Origin of the sequence: Leclercia barmai (assembly GCF_049312895.1) — a bacterium.
In the GTDB taxonomy this organism is placed as follows: Bacteria; Pseudomonadota; Gammaproteobacteria; order Enterobacterales; family Enterobacteriaceae; genus Enterobacter; species Enterobacter barmai.
Genome location: NZ_JBMNWZ010000002.1, coordinates 1 through 16,052, shown reverse-complemented (window position 1 = coordinate 16,052; position 16,052 = coordinate 1). Strand labels below are relative to the sequence as shown.

Here is a 16,052-nt window from a genome sequence, read left to right as displayed (position 1 = left end):
CCGGCACATCTCAACTTTCCGATGGAAGTTGTTTGCATTTCCCTGTTCTGAAACAAATAATTACGCATCTGCTCGTTACCCATCATTTCAAAGGGGATCTCATGAAGCATCCGGTTTCGTTGATTTATTCTACCTTACTGTTGTGTGGCCTCTCTTCTTACTCCTTTGCGGCGGACGTTCCCTCCGGAACGTCGCTGGCTTCAAAACAGGAACTGGTGCGCCATATCAAAGATGAACCTGCTTCCCTTGATCCCGCGAAAGCGGTGGGGTTGCCTGAAATTCAGGTGATCCGCGACCTCTTCGAAGGCCTCGTGAATCAGAACGAAAAGGGCGAACTGGTGCCGGGTGTCGCGACCCGCTGGCAGAGTAATGATAACCGCGTCTGGACCTTCACCCTGCGCGAGAATGCGCAGTGGTCTGATGGAACGCCGGTTACCGCTCAGGATTTTGTCTACAGCTGGCAGCGTCTGGTCGATCCAAAAACCACGTCGCCTTTCGCCTGGTTTGCAGCGCTGGCCGGGATAGTTAACGCCCAGGCCATCATTGACGGTAAAGCACCGCCGGATAAGCTCGGCGTGACGGCGGTGGATAACCGAACCCTGCGCGTGCAGCTCGACAAGCCGCTGCCGTGGTTTGCCAACCTGACGGCGAGCTTCGCCTTCTACCCGGTAAAGAAAGCCAACGTGGAGAGCGGCGCGGAATGGACCCGTCCAGGCGCGCTGGTAGGCAACGGTGCCTACATCCTGAAAGATCGGGTGGTTAACGAGAAGCTGGTGGTCGAGCGCAACACCCATTACTGGGATAACGGCAAAACCGTACTGCAAAAAGTGACCTTTGTTCCGATTAACCAGGAGTCCTCAGCCACAAAGCGTTACCTGGCGGACGATATCGATATCACCGAGTCGTTCCCGAAAAACCTTTACCAGAAACTGATGAAAGAGATCCCGGGCCAGGTTTACACGCCGCCGCAGCTGGGCACCTACTACTACGCGTTTAACACCCAGAAAGGCCCAACGGCGGATGCCCGGGTGCGTCTGGCGCTCAGCATGACCATCGACCGGCGCATCATGGCCGAGAAAGTGCTGGGCACTGGCGAGAAACCGGCGTGGCACTTCACCCCGGACGTGACCGCAGGCTTTACCCCGGAGCCATCGCCGTTTGAGCAGATGAGCCAGGAAGAGATGAACGCTCAGGCAAAAACGCTGCTGCAGGCGGCGGGCTACAATGCGCAAAAACCACTGAAGCTGACGCTGCTGTACAACACTTCCGAGAATCATCAGAAAATCGCTATTGCGGTGGCGTCGATGTGGAAAAAGAACCTCGGCGTCGATGTGAAGCTGCAAAATCAGGAGTGGAAAACCTATATCGACAGCCGAAATACCGGTAATTTCGATGTGATCCGCGCCTCATGGGTCGGGGACTACAACGAGCCGTCAACGTTCCTTTCACTCCTGACCTCAACGCACACCGGCAATATCTCCCGCTTCAACGATCCGGCGTATGACAAGGTGATTAATCAGGCATCGATGGAAACCACGGAGAAGGCCCGTAATGCTGATTACAATACGGCAGAAAAAATCATCGCCGAAAAAGCACCCATTGCGCCGATCTATCAGTACACCAACGGGCGTTTGATCAAACCCTGGGTGAAAGGGTATCCGATTAACAACCCTGAAGATGTGGCGTACAGCCGCACGATGTATATCGAGAAGCATTAATCGATATCAGAAAATGCGTATAAATCTTAAAATGGCGCTGCTTCAGCGCCTTTTTTTTGCCCTTATTTCTTTATATTTGGTTAATTATAATCATCATCAATTGCAATAAAATTAGCAATTCAAAATAAATATAATATACATATCTCTTTGTGGATTGTTTTTTATTTATTTGTGAAGGTGCGTCTTGTGTTATTAATATGAAAAGGTCAGGTAGTAATACTTGCAATTTTAATTACAGGCTGTTGTAGGGTCAATGTCCAACTTTGGAACAATAGTTAGTTGATCCTCTGTAATTGTGTGTTCTAATATCTGTGCGTGAACAAATGTAATTTTACTCGACAACTATTCCTTAAGGAAAAGGGACCGCTATGGCTGATTCGTTCCAGAATGAAGTGCCTAAGGCACGAATAAATTTAAAACTGGCTCTTCATACCGGAGGCGCGCAGAAGAAAGTTGAATTGCCACTTAAAATTCTTACGGTTGGCGATTTCAGTAATGGTAAAGAATCACGCGTTCTATCTGAACGTGAGAAAATCAACGTCAATAAAAATAACTTTGATAGCGTACTTTCAGAGTTTAACCCGGAAATTAATCTGGCCGTACAGAACACGCTGACGGGAGAGGGTGCGGAAGAGAATATCCAACTTCAGTTCTCCAGCATGAAAGATTTCGAACCTGAACAGGTTGCCCGCCAAATTCCACAACTGCGCGCGATGCTGGCGATGCGCAATTTATTACGCGATCTCAAATCCAATCTCCTTGATAACGCCACTTTCAGAAAAGAGCTCGAGAAAATTCTTAAAGATCCAGCGTTGTCTCAGGAATTGCGCGACGAAATGAGTGCACTTGCCCCGAAATAAAGTGTGGACACGTCTTTTAATGGATTAACCGGGAATATGCTGATGTCTTTAAATACTGAAAATGGCTCTGTTCAAGGGCAAACTACCGTACTGGAAAAAGAGGGAGTTTATGCCTCTCTGTTTGAAAAAATTAATCTGACCCCGGCGTCCAGCCTGGGAGATATTAATGCGTTTCTGGATGATGCTGCGCTGGCCGAGGCCTCAGCGGGTGAGCGCCTCACGGCCGCGATGCAGGTATTTATGGACTGTATCCGTAAATCCGGCCAGCAGGTAGATAAGCTCGACAAAACGCTTATCGATCACCATATCGCGGAGCTCGATTATCAAATCAGCCGCCAGCTGGACGCGGTGATGCACCATGAAGAGTTCCAGAAAGTAGAGTCATTGTGGCGCGGCCTGAAGCAGCTGGTCGATAACACCGATTACCGCCAGAACGTGAAAACTGAAATTCTGGATGTTTCCAAAGATGCGCTGCGCCAGGACTTTGAAGACGCGCCGGAGCTGATTCAAAGCGGACTATACTGGCACACCTACACTGCCGAGTACGACACCCCAGGCGGTGAGCCAATTGGCTCCGTGATCTCTTCTTATGAGTTTGACGCAAGCCCGCAGGACGTGGCGCTGCTGCGCAATATCTCTAAAGTGTCTGCCGCGGCGCATATGCCGTTTATTGGTTCTGTTGGACCAAAATTCTTCCTGAAAGAATCCATGGAAGAGGTGGCTGCGATAAAAGATATCGGCAACTATTTTGATCGCGCCGAATACATCAAATGGAAATCTTTCCGCGACACAGACGACTCCCGCTATATCGGTCTGGTGATGCCGCGCGTGCTTGGGCGTCTGCCCTATGGCCCGGATACCATTCCGGTGCGCAGCTTCAACTACGTTGAGCAGGTCAAAGGCCCGGATCACGAGAAATATCTCTGGACCAGCGCGTCGTTCTCTTTTGCTTCCAATATGGTGAAGAGCTTCATTAATAACGGCTGGTGTGTGCAGATCCGTGGCCCGCAGGCCGGCGGTGCGGTGAAAGACCTGCCAATCCACCTGTACGATCTCGGTACCGGCAACCAGGTGAAAATCCCGTCTGAGGTAATGATCCCGGAAACCCGCGAATTTGAGTTCGCGAATCTCGGCTTTATCCCCCTGTCGTACTACAAAAACCGCGATTATGCCTGCTTCTTCTCGGCGAACTCCGCCCAGAAACCGGCGCTGTACGATACCGCCGATGCAACGGCCAACAGCCGCATCAACGCGCGCCTGCCGTATATCTTCCTGCTCTCCCATATCGCGCATTACCTGAAGCTGATTCAACGCGAAAACATCGGTACCACTAAAGACCGTCGTCTGCTGGAGCTGGAACTTAACACCTGGGTACGCGGCCTGGTCACCGAAATGACCGATCCGGGCGACGAACTCCAGGCCTCGCATCCGCTGCGCGACGCGAAAGTGGTTGTGGAAGATATCGAAGATAACCCAGGTTTCTTCCGCGTGAAGCTGTATGCGGTGCCGCACTTCCAGGTTGAAGGGATGGACGTGAACCTGTCTCTGGTTAGCCAGATGCCGAAGGCTAAATCATAAGCTAAGGCAGGAAGCCAATGAAAACGGAACAACCGTTATGGGGCAGGGGCCAGATGGTCTCTCCCCAGCATTTCCAGCAACAGGCTGCGTATGCGGCCTGGTCCGCGGAATGCATCGCCCGGCTGGGTCTTTCCTGTCCGTGGGGAGTAATTAATGCAGCCTTCGAAAAGGATGCACTGAAACTGGGCCGACTGCAGGCCCGTCATCTGCACATCCGCTTCCCCGACGGGACACTGATTGACACGGATAATGCTGATGACCTCCCACCGGTGCTGGCGCTTGAAAGTGAATTACAGGGCGTAGTGGTGGTACTGGCGCTTCCGCTAATGAGGGCTAATGGCGGCAATTGCCTAAAACCCGATGAGGTGGCTGAGCGGCCTGTTCGCTATCGCCAGCGCTGGCGGGATGTCCGTAACGCTTTTGGGGACGATACCCGTCAGATTGCGGTAATGCGGCCAGAACTAACGTTGCGTTTCGCCCATCAGAACAACAGCGATTACTTGACCTGTCCGGTTGCCCGCCTGCTACAGGATTCGCAGGGGTGCTGGGTATCCGATGAGACGTATCTTCCGCCACTGCTGGCCCTGCAGGGCAGCCGCTGGATGGTGACTCAACTGGAGCAATTGATGACGCAACTGCGTGTCCGTCTGAGTCGCTTGATGGCAATGCGCCGGGAAAGTAACGAGCGTATGGCGGATTTTGCAGTGGCCGACGTGTCTTTGTTCTGGCTGCTCAACGCCCTGAACAGTGCGGAGCCCGTGCTGGGACAATTTCAGCGTCACCCGCAAATTCCGCCTGAGCGTCTGTATCCGGAACTGGCACGTCTGGCGGGCAGCCTGCTGACCTTCTCGCTGGAGCATCAGGTGAATGCGATTCCGGTCTGGCAGCATGAGCAACTGAATAACGTATTTCCACCGCTGTTTGATTTACTGAGCGATCTGCTGGAAGCCAGCTTGCCGTCACGGGTAGTAGCGATTGAGCTTGAGCATGATGCCCGGCTTCACTTCTGGCAGGCTCGTTTGCATGACCCGCGTCTGCGCGAGGGGGCTGATTACTATCTCTCCGTGCGTTCACAGATGTCAGTAGCACAACTGCAGGAGCAGTTACCGCGTCAGTGCAAAGTTGGCAGCCCCGATCATGTCAGAAGTATCGTCAATTCATCGCGGGTGGGCGTACCTCTCACGCCACTGCGTCATGTACCGGCAGCTATCCCGTTGCGTCTGGAAAACCAATATTTCAGCCTTGATGTCTCTCATCCTCTGGCCACCGAAATGCTCCAGGGCGGCATCTGTATGTTTTACGTTCCGGGAATGCTCGGCGAACCTGAACTTGAACTCTTTGCGGTACTAAGAACATGAGTGAGCATAAACGCGGCGCTGATGCGCCCATTGATATTGATGCCCTGCTGCAGGACACCTGGCTGCAGGTGATCAGCCTGCGTCACGATCCGACATTCCATGATGGAGAAGGTCGTACATTGTGGGAGCGCTGCATTGCTGATGTCGGGCGTGTGCAATGTGAACTCAAAGCTAGCGGTCTCGATGAGACCAGTTGTCAGCATATTCTCACCGCACAGTGTGCCCTGCTCGATGAGGCAGTGAAAGGTCGTGGTGTGGAGGATGATGCCTGTGTGCAGTGGTATGACATTCCCCTGCAGGGGCATTTCCTTGGCACCATGGACGCCGGCGACACGCTGTGCGATCGAATGCGCGATTTGCTGCGCGAACCGGCTCCTGACCACGCTGTCGTGACCTGTTTCCAGCGGGTCATGATGCTCGGATTCCTCGGCAGTTACCGTTCACTGAATGACCCGGATCGCCAGAAACTCGTCAACGCACTCAGTGAACACGTTACGCCGCTCAGCTACCCACAAACCCACCCCGTACTGGCAGAAAGCCATACCGGGCGGGGGATAATGGGCGGTTGGCTGGCGTCATGGCCCGTACGTATTGGTCTGAGTGTAATGGTAGTCGCTGCACTCTGGTGGGGGCTGGATCGCTGGCTGGATCAGATGCTGCTGACCCTGTTGCCGGGGGCAGTGAAATGAGTCCTGCACAACAGCGCGCGCTTGCGTTGTGGGCCGCCCTGCTGAGTGCTGTGGTCTGCCTGAGTTTTCTGCCGGTTTCCAGGCTGGTTTCTGTACTCATTCTGCTGGCGATCCTGGGGCTTATCATGGCGTTCTGGTACGTTGCCGACCGTCGTCTGGAACACAGTATCACTTTGTGCCATTTGGATGACCTCCCGGAAGCGACTTATCGCCAGCCTGTTGTGCTGGTATGTGGTGATCTGGCGCTGGCCTGGCCACATTCGTCACCGGTACTCACTGTCACACAGGGATGCTGGATCCGCGTGGAGGAGAATCAGGATCTGGCGCACGCCGCCCGTCAGATACTGTGGTTACGTCCTGACTGGGGACGTCAGCTGTCGGTGATGGTCAGTGTCTGCCCACAGAAACATGCTGAAAGCGAGTGGCTCACCAGTCGATTACTTGCACTGCGTTGGAAAATCAACCAGTTGCGTAAAGAAACCGGACATTCTGTGCCGCTCATTCTGAATGGTCAGATTGGCAGCGCGATGACGAATGACATGCTCTGGCAGGCGGCTATTTCGGGTGAGGGGATGAGGGTCTGGCGTGAGTATGCAGCCCCAGGCTCCATCGCCACGTGGGTCACTACCGGCGGAACGTCAGCGATGCAGCAGCAGGTGCTGATGAACAGCCTGATGAATTGGTTCTATCAACATGTCCAGACCGTCTTTATGGATGAGAACCCCGATGTGCCGGCCATCGTCCCTGCCGCGGTATTGTGGGGAATGGGGCCGATCCTTGCCGGAAGCCTGGCCACATCGGCCTGGACGGTGTGGCTTTCCCGTCACACCGCGATGCAGCAGGTGGCTGGCTGGCAGCCGGTGGGGACGGACAGTACGGTTATTTCCCCATTCCCGGATTTTATCCTGCCGCTGCTGCCGGAAGGGGGCGGACTCACACCTCGGGTCCGTACCTGGCGCTGTGTCCTTGGTCTTTTCACCCTGGCAGCCATTGCTGCGCTGCTCAGCAGTGGCTGGAACAATCGCCAGCTGCTGCATCGCGTGAGCTTCGATATCTCCCGCTACAACAGCATCTCCATGAATGATTACGGTCCGAAAGCCAACGCCGTTGCGGTCCTTCGCGAGGATGCGGCGCTGCTGGATGACCAGGCGCGTAATGGCGTACCGGCCCGGCTGGGCCTGGGTCTTTATCAGGGGGGACGTATGCGCATACCGGTGCTGGAAGCGATCCGCTCGTATGTGCCACCACCTCCACCGCCCAAACAGCAGCCGATCCCTAAACCGGTACCGAAAATTGTGAGGCTCGACAGCATGTCGCTGTTTGACACCGGCAAATGGGCCCTGAAACCCGGCTCGACGAAGCTGCTGGTGAACTCACTGGTCGGGATTAAGGCGAAGCCAGGCTGGCTGATTGTGGTGGCGGGCCACACAGACAGCACCGGGAATAACAAATCCAATCAGATGCTTTCCCTGAAACGTGCGGAGTCTGTTCGCGACTGGATGCGGGATACTGGCGACGTACCGGAGAGCTGTTTTGCGGTGCAGGGCTACGGTGAAAGCCGACCTGTCGCCAACAACGACACGACAGAAGGCCGTGCGCTAAACCGCCGTGTCGAAATCAGTCTGGTACCCCAGGCGAACGCCTGCCAGTTCCCAGACAACACACCCGCGCCATTGGAGGACGATGGCGTTTCAATAAATCAAATGGAGTAATTAACATGGCAATTCCTGTTTATCTTTGGCTGAAGGACGACGGCGGCGCGGACATTAAAGGTTCTGTGGACGTTCAGGATCGCGAAGGCAGCATCGAGGTTGTCGCTCAGGAACATAACCTCTATATCCCGACCGATAACAACACCGGCAAACTGACTGGTACCCGCATCCACACCCCGTTCCTGTTCACCAAGGAAATCGACTCCTCCAGTCCGTACCTGTACAAGGCTGTAACCACCGGTCAGACCCTCAAGTCTGCGGAATTCAAGTGGTACAGAATCAGCGATGCAGGTCAGGAAGTGGAGTACTTCAACACCAAACTTGAAAACGTGAAAGTGGTGAAGGTTAACCCGCTGATGCATGACATCAAAGACCCTTCCAAAGAGAAGCACAACCATCTGGAACAGATTGAGCTGCGCTACGAAAAAATCACCTGGACTTACAAAGACGGCAACATCATTCACTCCGATTCCTGGAACGAACGCGCTACCGCCTAATCCCGATGCGGACAGATTCTTCTGTCCGCAGTTTCTTTGCTGAAGACCTGATAAGCGGGTCTTCAGCAAAGAAAAACACAATGTGCCTGCCTGACCTTATGCGCTTTGGTTTCCTTCTATCAGGAAAAGCGATGGGCGGTAGCGTGTCCGGAACTGATAAAGAGAGACTCTCATGGAAAATCCAGCCATCCTGTTACGCCGTCTTAATCCCTACTGCGCCCGCGCGATGGAAAGCGCAGCCTCCCTGTGCCAGACCCGTGCCCATGCTGAAATCCTGCCTGAACACTGGCTGTTGAAACTGCTGGAACAAGGCGAGGGCGATCTTACGGTCCTGGCTCGCCGTTATGAGTGGGATATGGACGCGATTTGGCAGGATTTACTGGCTTTTATGGACGCGTTACCCCGCTCGGTACGCAGCCGTCCGCAGCTATCTGAGAGCATTCAGGTGCTGATGCAGGATGCCTGGCTGCACGCGTCGTTGGCGGGTGAGGAACATATGCGTAGTATTCATTTGTTGATGGCCCTGGTGGAAAAACCGAAACAGGTACGCTGTGATGGTCTTTGGCCGCTGCTGACGCTGGCGCAAAGCCAGCTTGAAAGTCTGCGCCCGTTGCTGGATGCGCAATCGGATGAGCGTCCGGAAGTGCAAAATGAAGCGGCGCTAGCGAAGGGCGGCGAGGTAGAGTTTGTAGGCCGTGCGGTAGGTGCAGATATAAAAGAGGGCGAACTGAACCCGGCACTGCAGAACGCGCTGGATAAGTTCACCCTCGACGTCACCTTCCGTGCGCGTGAGGGCAAAATCGATCCGGTTTTTGGCCGCGACAATGAAATCCGCCAGATGGTCGATATCTTGTCCCGTCGCCGCAAAAACAACCCCATTCTGGTCGGCGAACCCGGTGTGGGTAAAACGGCACTGGTGGAAGGGCTGGCGCTGCGTATCGCTAAAGGCAACGTCCCGGACAGCCTGAAACTCGTCAGCATTCGAACCCTCGATCTGGGGCTTTTGCAGGCAGGTGCCGGCGTTAAAGGGGAGTTCGAACAGCGGCTGAAAAATATTATTGAAGCAGTTCAGCAGTCCCCGTCCCCGGTGCTGCTTTTTATCGACGAAGCCCACACCATTATCGGCGCGGGCAACCAGGCTGGCGGGGCTGACGCCGCTAACCTGCTGAAACCGGCTCTTGCCCGCGGCGAACTCAGAACCATCGCTGCCACCACCTGGAGTGAGTATAAGCAGTATTTTGAGCGCGATGCCGCACTGGAGCGCCGCTTCCAGATGGTGAAAGTGGACGAACCGGATGACGATACCGCCTGTCTGATGCTGCGCGGCCTGAAATCCCGCTACGCTCAGCATCACGGCGTGCATATCACCGACGAGGCCGTAAAAGCCGCAGTCATGCTTTCGAGACGCTATCTCACAGGACGTCAGTTGCCGGATAAGGCGGTAGATTTGCTGGACACCGCCTCGGCGCGGATCCGCATGAGCCTGGATACCGTGCCAGAACAGCTGACCCGTATGAAAGCTCAGCTTACGGCGCTGGATATGGAGAAGCAGGCGCTGCTGGAAGATCTTGCAATGGGTAAAACCACTCATGGCGAACGTCTGGCAACCATCGAACAGGAAGAAATACGCATTATTCTGGAGCTTGACGCCCTGGAAACGCAGTATGGCCAGGAATTGAAGCTGACAGAAGAACTTCTTACCTGCCGCGCTGACATCTCCCGCCAGGCAGAGATCGCTGACCTGCAGAACCAGTTAAGTACTGTTCAGCACAGTAACCCGTTACTGGGCCTGGACGTGGACGCGCGCACCGTCGCCACCGTAATTGCCGACTGGACCGGCGTGCCGCTCTCCTCATTGATGAAGGATGAGCAGACGGAACTGCTGAGCCTGGAGGATAACCTTGGGAAAAGGGTAGTCGGACAGGACGTAGCCCTGAACGCCATCGCTCAACGTCTGCGCGCCTCAAAAACCGGACTTGCGCCAGAAAATGGGCCGCAGGGGGTATTCCTTCTGACCGGCCCCAGCGGGACCGGCAAAACCGAAACCGCGCTGGCGCTGGCGGATGAACTCTTTGGCGGTGAAAAAGCGCTTATCACTATCAACCTCTCGGAATACCAGGAGCCGCATACTGTCTCTCAGCTCAAAGGCTCTCCGCCGGGGTACGTCGGCTACGGCCAGGGCGGCATCCTTACCGAAGCGGTACGCAAACGCCCGTACAGTGTGGTGTTGCTGGATGAAGTGGAAAAGGCGCACCGGGACGTGATGAACCTGTTCTACCAGGTGTTTGACCGCGGCTTTATGCGCGACGGCGAAGGGCGTGAGATTGACTTCCGCAATACCGTGATCCTGATGACCTCGAATCTCGGCAGTGACTACATCATGCAGATGCTGGATGAGCAGCCGGAGGCGACAGAATCGGACCTGCAGGAACTGCTGCGTCCGCTGCTGCGAGATCATTTCCAGCCTGCGCTTCTGGCACGCTTCCAGACGGTGATTTATCGCCCGCTCTCACAGCCTGCCATGCGCACGATTGTGGAGATGAAACTCGGCCAGGTGAACCAGCGTCTCAACCGCCACTACGGTCTGGTCACTTATATCGACGAGGGCCTGTATGATGCGCTGACCGCCGCCTGCCTGCTGCCGGATACCGGGGCGCGTAATATTGACAGCTTGCTCAATCAACAAATTCTGCCGGTGCTGAGTCAGCAGTTGCTGACCCATATGGCCGCCAGACAGAAACCTCAATCGTTACGTCTTAGCTGGAGCGAAGAAGAGGGGATCGGACTTGAGTTTGACATGGCGCAAGGAGTGCCCGCATGAGCAACCATCCCCCCATCAGATTCAGCCACAGCCACCACCTGCTGGCAGTGAAAGACTGCGAGTCAGCGCCCGACGTGCTGGCCTTTGAGGGCAGTGAGGCCCTGAGCAAACCGTTCCGCTACCGGATAGAATTCACCAGCGCTGACCATGCCATCAGCCAGGAGATGATGCTGATGAAGGCCGCCTCCCTGACGCTGCAGGCCCCGGTGGACCAGGGTTACGGCATCAGAATCCAGCAGCCGGTGCGGGTGATTCAGGGCATGGTCACGGGGTTTGCACGCCTCGGCACCTCAGAGGATGAAACCCGTTACGCGCTGATCCTGCAGCCGCGCCTGGCCCTGCTTGACCGGTCGCACCAGAACGCCATCTACCAGGACATGTCGGTCCCGCAGATTGTGGAAAAAATCCTCCGCGAGCGCCACGGCATGCGCGGCCAGGATTTCCTGTTCTCGCTCTCAAAAGAATACCCGCGCCGGGAGCAGGTGATGCAGTACGGCGAGGACGACCTGCACTTTATCACCCGCCTGCTGGGCGAGGTCGGTATCTGGTTCCGCTTCACCACCGACACTCGCCTGAACATCGACGTGGTGGAGTTCTGTGATGACCGGCAGGGTTACGGGGAAGGCCTGACGCTGCCGTCGGTGCCGCCGTCAGGGCAGCACGCGCAGGGTGTGGACTCGGTGTGGGGGATGGAGAGCCGTCACCGGGTGGTGCAGAAGCAGGTCAGCACCCGGGACTACAACTACCGCCAGGCCACGGAAGACATGAACACGCAGGTCGACGCGACCCGCGGGGATGCGACCACGTACGGGGATGCGTATCACTGGGCGGATAACTACCTGACGGCGGGTAATACGTATGACCGCCATCCGGCCCCGGAGTCCGGGGCGTTCTACGCCCGCATCCGGCATGAGCGCTACCTGAATGGCCAGACGCAGACGCATGGCATCACCAGCTGCCCGACCCTCTCTCCGGGTCAGGTACTGAAGGTCACCGGCGGTCATGAAGTGGCAGAGGTATTTGCGCAGGGCGTGGTCATCACGGCAATGCACAGCCATGCCCGGCGGGATGAGGATTTTGGCGTCAACTTCGACGGCATTCCGGACAGCACGGATTTTGATTTCCGCCCGGCGCCAGGCCGCCGTCCGGTGATGGCCGGCACATTGCCGGCACGTGTTACGAGCACCACCGAGAACGACACCTACGGGCATATTGATAAAGACGGCCGCTACCGCGTCAGCATGCTGTTCGACCGGGACAACTGGGAAAACGGGTTCGAGAGCCTGTGGGTGCGCCAGTCCCGCCCGTATGCGGGAGATACTTACGGTCTGCATCTGCCGCTGCTGGCGGGCACCGAAGTGGCGATTGGCTTTGAGGACGGCAACCCGGACCGGCCATACATTGCCGGGGTGCTGCACGACTCGGCCCACGGCGACCATGTCACTATCCGCAACTACAAGCGTAACGTCCTGCGCACTCCGGCGAACAACAAAATCCGCCTCGACGATGAGCGCGGAAAGGAGCACATCAAGGTCAGCACGGAGTGCGGCGGCAAGAGCCAGCTGAACCTGGGGCACCTGGTTGACAGCGAAAAACAACAGCGCGGGGAGGGGTTTGAACTCCGGACCGACAGCTGGGGGGCGATAAGGGCGCAGAAAGGGATATTTATCAGCGCTGATGGCCAGGCGAAGGCGCAGGGCGAGGTGCTGGAGATGGGGGTTGCGCTGAGCCAGCTGCAAATGGCCCTGAAGCAGGCCGAAGCCCTGAGCAGTGCAGCTGAAACAGCCAGAGCTGAACTGGCTGATATCCGGGCCCAGAAGGCGCTGCTGGAGCAGACGCTTACCGGGCTGAAACAGTCTGCGTTATTGCTTTCTGCCCCGGCGGGCATTGCACAGAGTACACCGGAGAGTGTGCAGCTGTCGGCGGGTGAAAATGTTATCAGCACCAGCGGTAAACATACTGACTTCAGCGCACTGAAAAGATTTACCGTGGCGGCCGGGGAAAGAGTGAGTTTGTTTGCCCGGAAGCTGGGTATCAAAATTTTTGCCAGTAAAGGAAAGGTGGAGATACAGGCACAGGGGGATGAGATGACGCTGGATGCGCTGAAAGATATCCGCATCAGCAGCAGCGAAGGCAGGCTTGTCATCCGCGCGAAGCAGGAAATTATACTCACCAGCGGAGGCGGTTATATCCGTATTGCTGATGGCGTCGTGGAGTGTGCGGCGCCGGACAAAATCATCCAGCGGGCGGCGGTGTGGCAGAAGTTCGGCGGGCAGAATCTGAGCCAGGCGGCGCAGGGCTGGGAGAGCAGCGAATTTGAAATGGGGCCTGAAGTACGGTGGCCCTATTCTGATAAACCTGTTGCGGGTCAAAAAATCAGCCTGACGCACAGCGATGGCACCGTGCAGGAGTTAATGACCTCTGCATCCGGACGAGGGGAAAAGCAAAACATGGTGGACCTGGCATCAATGCAGATAAACCTTAAGGATGAGGACTAACAGATGATTGAAGCCAGTGAAAGCAATAGCGTCCTGCTGGGGTACGACAAGTTTGGTCATCCCCTCTATAAGGTCATTGCCACGCCCAAAGACAAGGAGCAATGGGCCAAACTTTATAAATTGCCGGACAGAGTCATCCCCATTGTGTTTTTACCGGGGGTAATGGGGAGTAATTTGATGAACCCCGATGATGGTAAACCGGTATGGACCGTCAACGGTACTGCAAGCATGTTACCTTGGATTGGAAGGGGACCAGCGAAAAGAAAAAAATTACTGGATCCCACCAAAACCGTGGTTGATCCCAGCGGGAAAATCGAGACTGAAAGCCCGGAAGAGCGCCTGTTATTTAAATCTCGCCGGGAAAGAGGCTGGGGGGAAGTGGGGGCGATGAGCTATGGCACTTTCCTCCCCTGGCTCCAGGAGGCGCTAAACGATAACCAGGCAATGTTAAAAAATAAGACCAGCAGTAATGGTAGCCTGACCTTGCGTGAGAGGTTACTGGATAAAGCATTGGGGGCAGAGATCGGTGAGACTAACCTGACCTCTGAGGAAGTGGCATTGAGCTATCAGTACCTGTTTCCTGTCCATGCTGTGGGCTATAACTGGCTTCAGTCGAATGTGGATTCAGCGAAAATGCTGGCCAAACGTATTGAAAAGATTATTGGCGATTACAAAGCAAGCGGACGCAAATGCGAAAAGGTGATCCTGGTGACCCACTCAATGGGAGGACTGGTTGCCCGCTACTATTCGGAACTGTTGGAAGGTGATTATGGACAGAAAAATATTCTGGGTATCGTGCATGGAGTGATGCCGGACCGCGGTGCGCCGATGGCCTATAAGCGTATGAAAGCGGGAGAGGCAGGGGCAGTTGGTTTAGTGATTGGCAGTAGCGGGGGGGAAATGACCCCTGTACTGGCACAATCACCGGGTCCTTTACAGCTCTTGCCTGGCAAGGCATACGGTATGGGATGGTTTCATATTGAGGGCCTTAAGCAGCCTTTGCCTAAGACAGATCCCTACACCGAAATCTACACACAAAGGTCTGCGTGGTGGGGGTTATGCGAAGAACGCTTTATTAACCCGGATAATAAAAATATGGATAAACGACAACTAGATAAGGATTGGTTATCTTTCAAAAACATTCTTTTTACAGATGTTCAGATGTTTGTAGAGGATCTTAATGGGCATTATCATGAACATACTTATGCCTTTTTTGGAAATGACGGGAAGAAATACCCCTCTTATGCAGAACTGCACTGGAAGGACATAAGTGGAATACATACCCCGGAAGCCTACCGCTCGCAGGTCAGCGAACAGGGGGAAATCTTCTACCCGGCGGACAAATTTAACCAGACCGTCCGCTATGCTACGCTGGAAACACCCGACCAGCGGTATGTTACCCGCAAATATGAATTATCACCTCCTGCGGAAGACGGCGACGGCACTGTGCCGGTGAGAGCGGCACTGATCACTTCTCCAAAGTTAAAAGCCCAACTCGGTGTAGGCGTAGACCACGAGGGGGCGTACAAATCTGACAACACCATGGATGCGCGCTGGTTTACTCTTCGCTCAATTATAAAAATTGCACAGCGGGTGAAAAATACAGGGCTTGCTTACCATGAATAATATAAAACAAAAAGCAATTATACTGGTCGCCTTCATCGTAGCGGGATATGAATTGTATGAATATTTTCGCCCTTATGACCCATCGCCACAAACACTGACATCATCACAGCAGGTAGCCATGAACAAAATAAACGCCGAAATGAAACCTTACTGTGTTGGTCGCTATATGCTCGACCTGCCATCATCCTTTACGGCTTATAATGACTCTGCGCCGCTGGATAATAATATCTGGGCAGCGGTGATTTCCCGGCCTGAGGATACCTATAAAACCTATCTTGCAACAAAGAAGATGTATCATCCTGGTTTTGTGCAGTTAATCGCATTACGTGAAAAGGCTTTACGAGAAAGCGAAACTATTGACGCACAGGATATGCCCTTTTTGAAAAAAGTCTGGCCGTTACCCGCGGGTATGGATGGTGTGATTTTTGAAAGGAATGAAAACGAAAGTGTTGCGGACGCAATGCGTATCCTGGAAGGGTATTTATATACTAATGGCGTGGTTATTAAATTTCAGAAGCAGACCATTAATGATTCGAGTTCTATTTATAATGAGCAACGAAGGGGGCGTCCAGCCAGAAACTATGTCACGAGTGATGTCAGCCAGATGCAGTTGTTGATGGCGAGAATCAGCGGCAGGGATAATGATGCCATTCCGACGAAGCCTGGCTCCTGTATTACTCATGCGTTTGTTGCCG

The 16,052-nt window shown here is 54.7% G+C and carries 10 protein-coding genes and 1 pseudogene; all 11 read left to right on the top strand.

The features are described from left to right. Window positions 1-101: 101 nt before the first annotated feature. Window positions 102-1,718 (top strand): peptide ABC transporter substrate-binding protein, encoded by a 1,617-nt coding sequence (locus ACOYA6_RS08400; protein ID WP_422654523.1) that lies wholly within the window; start codon window positions 102-104, stop codon window positions 1,716-1,718. A 368-nt stretch (window positions 1,719-2,086) separates the two neighbouring features. Beyond that, on the top strand, window positions 2,087-2,578 hold the full coding sequence (tssB, locus tag ACOYA6_RS08395) for a type VI secretion system contractile sheath small subunit (protein ID WP_039031897.1): 492 nt from the start codon (window positions 2,087-2,089) through the stop codon (window positions 2,576-2,578). 42 nt (window positions 2,579-2,620) lie between these two features. Beyond that, window positions 2,621-4,156, top strand: a complete 1,536-nt coding sequence (gene tssC / locus ACOYA6_RS08390) for a type VI secretion system contractile sheath large subunit (protein ID WP_422654522.1) — start codon at window positions 2,621-2,623, stop codon at window positions 4,154-4,156. 17 nt (window positions 4,157-4,173) lie between these two features. Further along, window positions 4,174-5,514, top strand: coding sequence for a type VI secretion system baseplate subunit TssK (tssK, locus tag ACOYA6_RS08385; protein ID WP_422654521.1), 1,341 nt, complete (start codon window positions 4,174-4,176; stop codon window positions 5,512-5,514). Beyond that, window positions 5,511-6,203: a type VI secretion system protein TssL, short form gene (tssL, locus tag ACOYA6_RS08380; RefSeq protein ID WP_422654520.1), complete on the top strand. Its 693-nt coding sequence runs from the start codon at window positions 5,511-5,513 to the stop codon at window positions 6,201-6,203. Before tssK ends, tssL begins: the two co-directional genes overlap by 4 nt. Continuing rightward, window positions 6,200-7,915 carry an OmpA family protein gene (locus ACOYA6_RS08375; protein WP_422654519.1) on the top strand — a complete coding sequence of 572 codons (1,716 nt, stop codon included), beginning with the start codon at window positions 6,200-6,202 and terminating at the stop codon, window positions 7,913-7,915. The genes tssL and ACOYA6_RS08375 overlap by 4 nt, the downstream gene beginning before the upstream one ends. 5 nt (window positions 7,916-7,920) lie before the next feature. Further along, window positions 7,921-8,412: a type VI secretion system effector Hcp gene (gene hcp, locus ACOYA6_RS08370; RefSeq protein WP_138369173.1), complete on the top strand. Its 492-nt coding sequence runs from the start codon at window positions 7,921-7,923 to the stop codon at window positions 8,410-8,412. A 172-nt stretch (window positions 8,413-8,584) separates the two neighbouring features. Then, the gene (gene tssH / locus ACOYA6_RS08365; protein WP_422654518.1) at window positions 8,585-11,233 is read left to right on the top strand and encodes a type VI secretion system ATPase TssH; all 2,649 of its coding nucleotides are present in this window, start codon (window positions 8,585-8,587) and stop codon (window positions 11,231-11,233) included. After that, the gene (locus ACOYA6_RS08360; protein ID WP_422654517.1) at window positions 11,230-13,731 is read left to right on the top strand and encodes a type VI secretion system Vgr family protein; all 2,502 of its coding nucleotides are present in this window, start codon (window positions 11,230-11,232) and stop codon (window positions 13,729-13,731) included. The genes tssH and ACOYA6_RS08360 overlap by 4 nt, the downstream gene beginning before the upstream one ends. A 3-nt stretch (window positions 13,732-13,734) precedes the next feature. Next, window positions 13,735-15,357: a lipase family alpha/beta hydrolase gene (locus ACOYA6_RS08355; RefSeq protein ID WP_422654516.1), complete on the top strand. Its 1,623-nt coding sequence runs from the start codon at window positions 13,735-13,737 to the stop codon at window positions 15,355-15,357. Further along, window positions 15,350-16,052 (top strand): annotated as a pseudogene (locus tag ACOYA6_RS08350) (T6SS immunity protein Tli4 family protein); the annotation flags it as partial. The gene ACOYA6_RS08355 and the pseudogene ACOYA6_RS08350, both read left to right, overlap by 8 nt.

Bases quoted from the DNA above. Each gene is read 5' to 3' on its own strand.
- ACOYA6_RS08400 (WP_422654523.1), top strand. From the start codon at position 102: ATGAAGCATCCGGTTTCGTTGATTTATTCTACCTTACTGTTGTGTGGC.
- tssB (WP_039031897.1), top strand. From the start codon at position 2,087: ATGGCTGATTCGTTCCAGAATGAAGTGCCTAAGGCACGAATAAATTTA.
- tssC (WP_422654522.1), top strand. From the start codon at position 2,621: ATGTCTTTAAATACTGAAAATGGCTCTGTTCAAGGGCAAACTACCGTA.
- tssK (WP_422654521.1), top strand. From the start codon at position 4,174: ATGAAAACGGAACAACCGTTATGGGGCAGGGGCCAGATGGTCTCTCCC.
- tssL (WP_422654520.1), top strand. From the start codon at position 5,511: ATGAGTGAGCATAAACGCGGCGCTGATGCGCCCATTGATATTGATGCC.
- ACOYA6_RS08375 (WP_422654519.1), top strand. From the start codon at position 6,200: ATGAGTCCTGCACAACAGCGCGCGCTTGCGTTGTGGGCCGCCCTGCTG.
- hcp (WP_138369173.1), top strand. From the start codon at position 7,921: ATGGCAATTCCTGTTTATCTTTGGCTGAAGGACGACGGCGGCGCGGAC.
- tssH (WP_422654518.1), top strand. From the start codon at position 8,585: ATGGAAAATCCAGCCATCCTGTTACGCCGTCTTAATCCCTACTGCGCC.
- ACOYA6_RS08360 (WP_422654517.1), top strand. From the start codon at position 11,230: ATGAGCAACCATCCCCCCATCAGATTCAGCCACAGCCACCACCTGCTG.
- ACOYA6_RS08355 (WP_422654516.1), top strand. From the start codon at position 13,735: ATGATTGAAGCCAGTGAAAGCAATAGCGTCCTGCTGGGGTACGACAAG.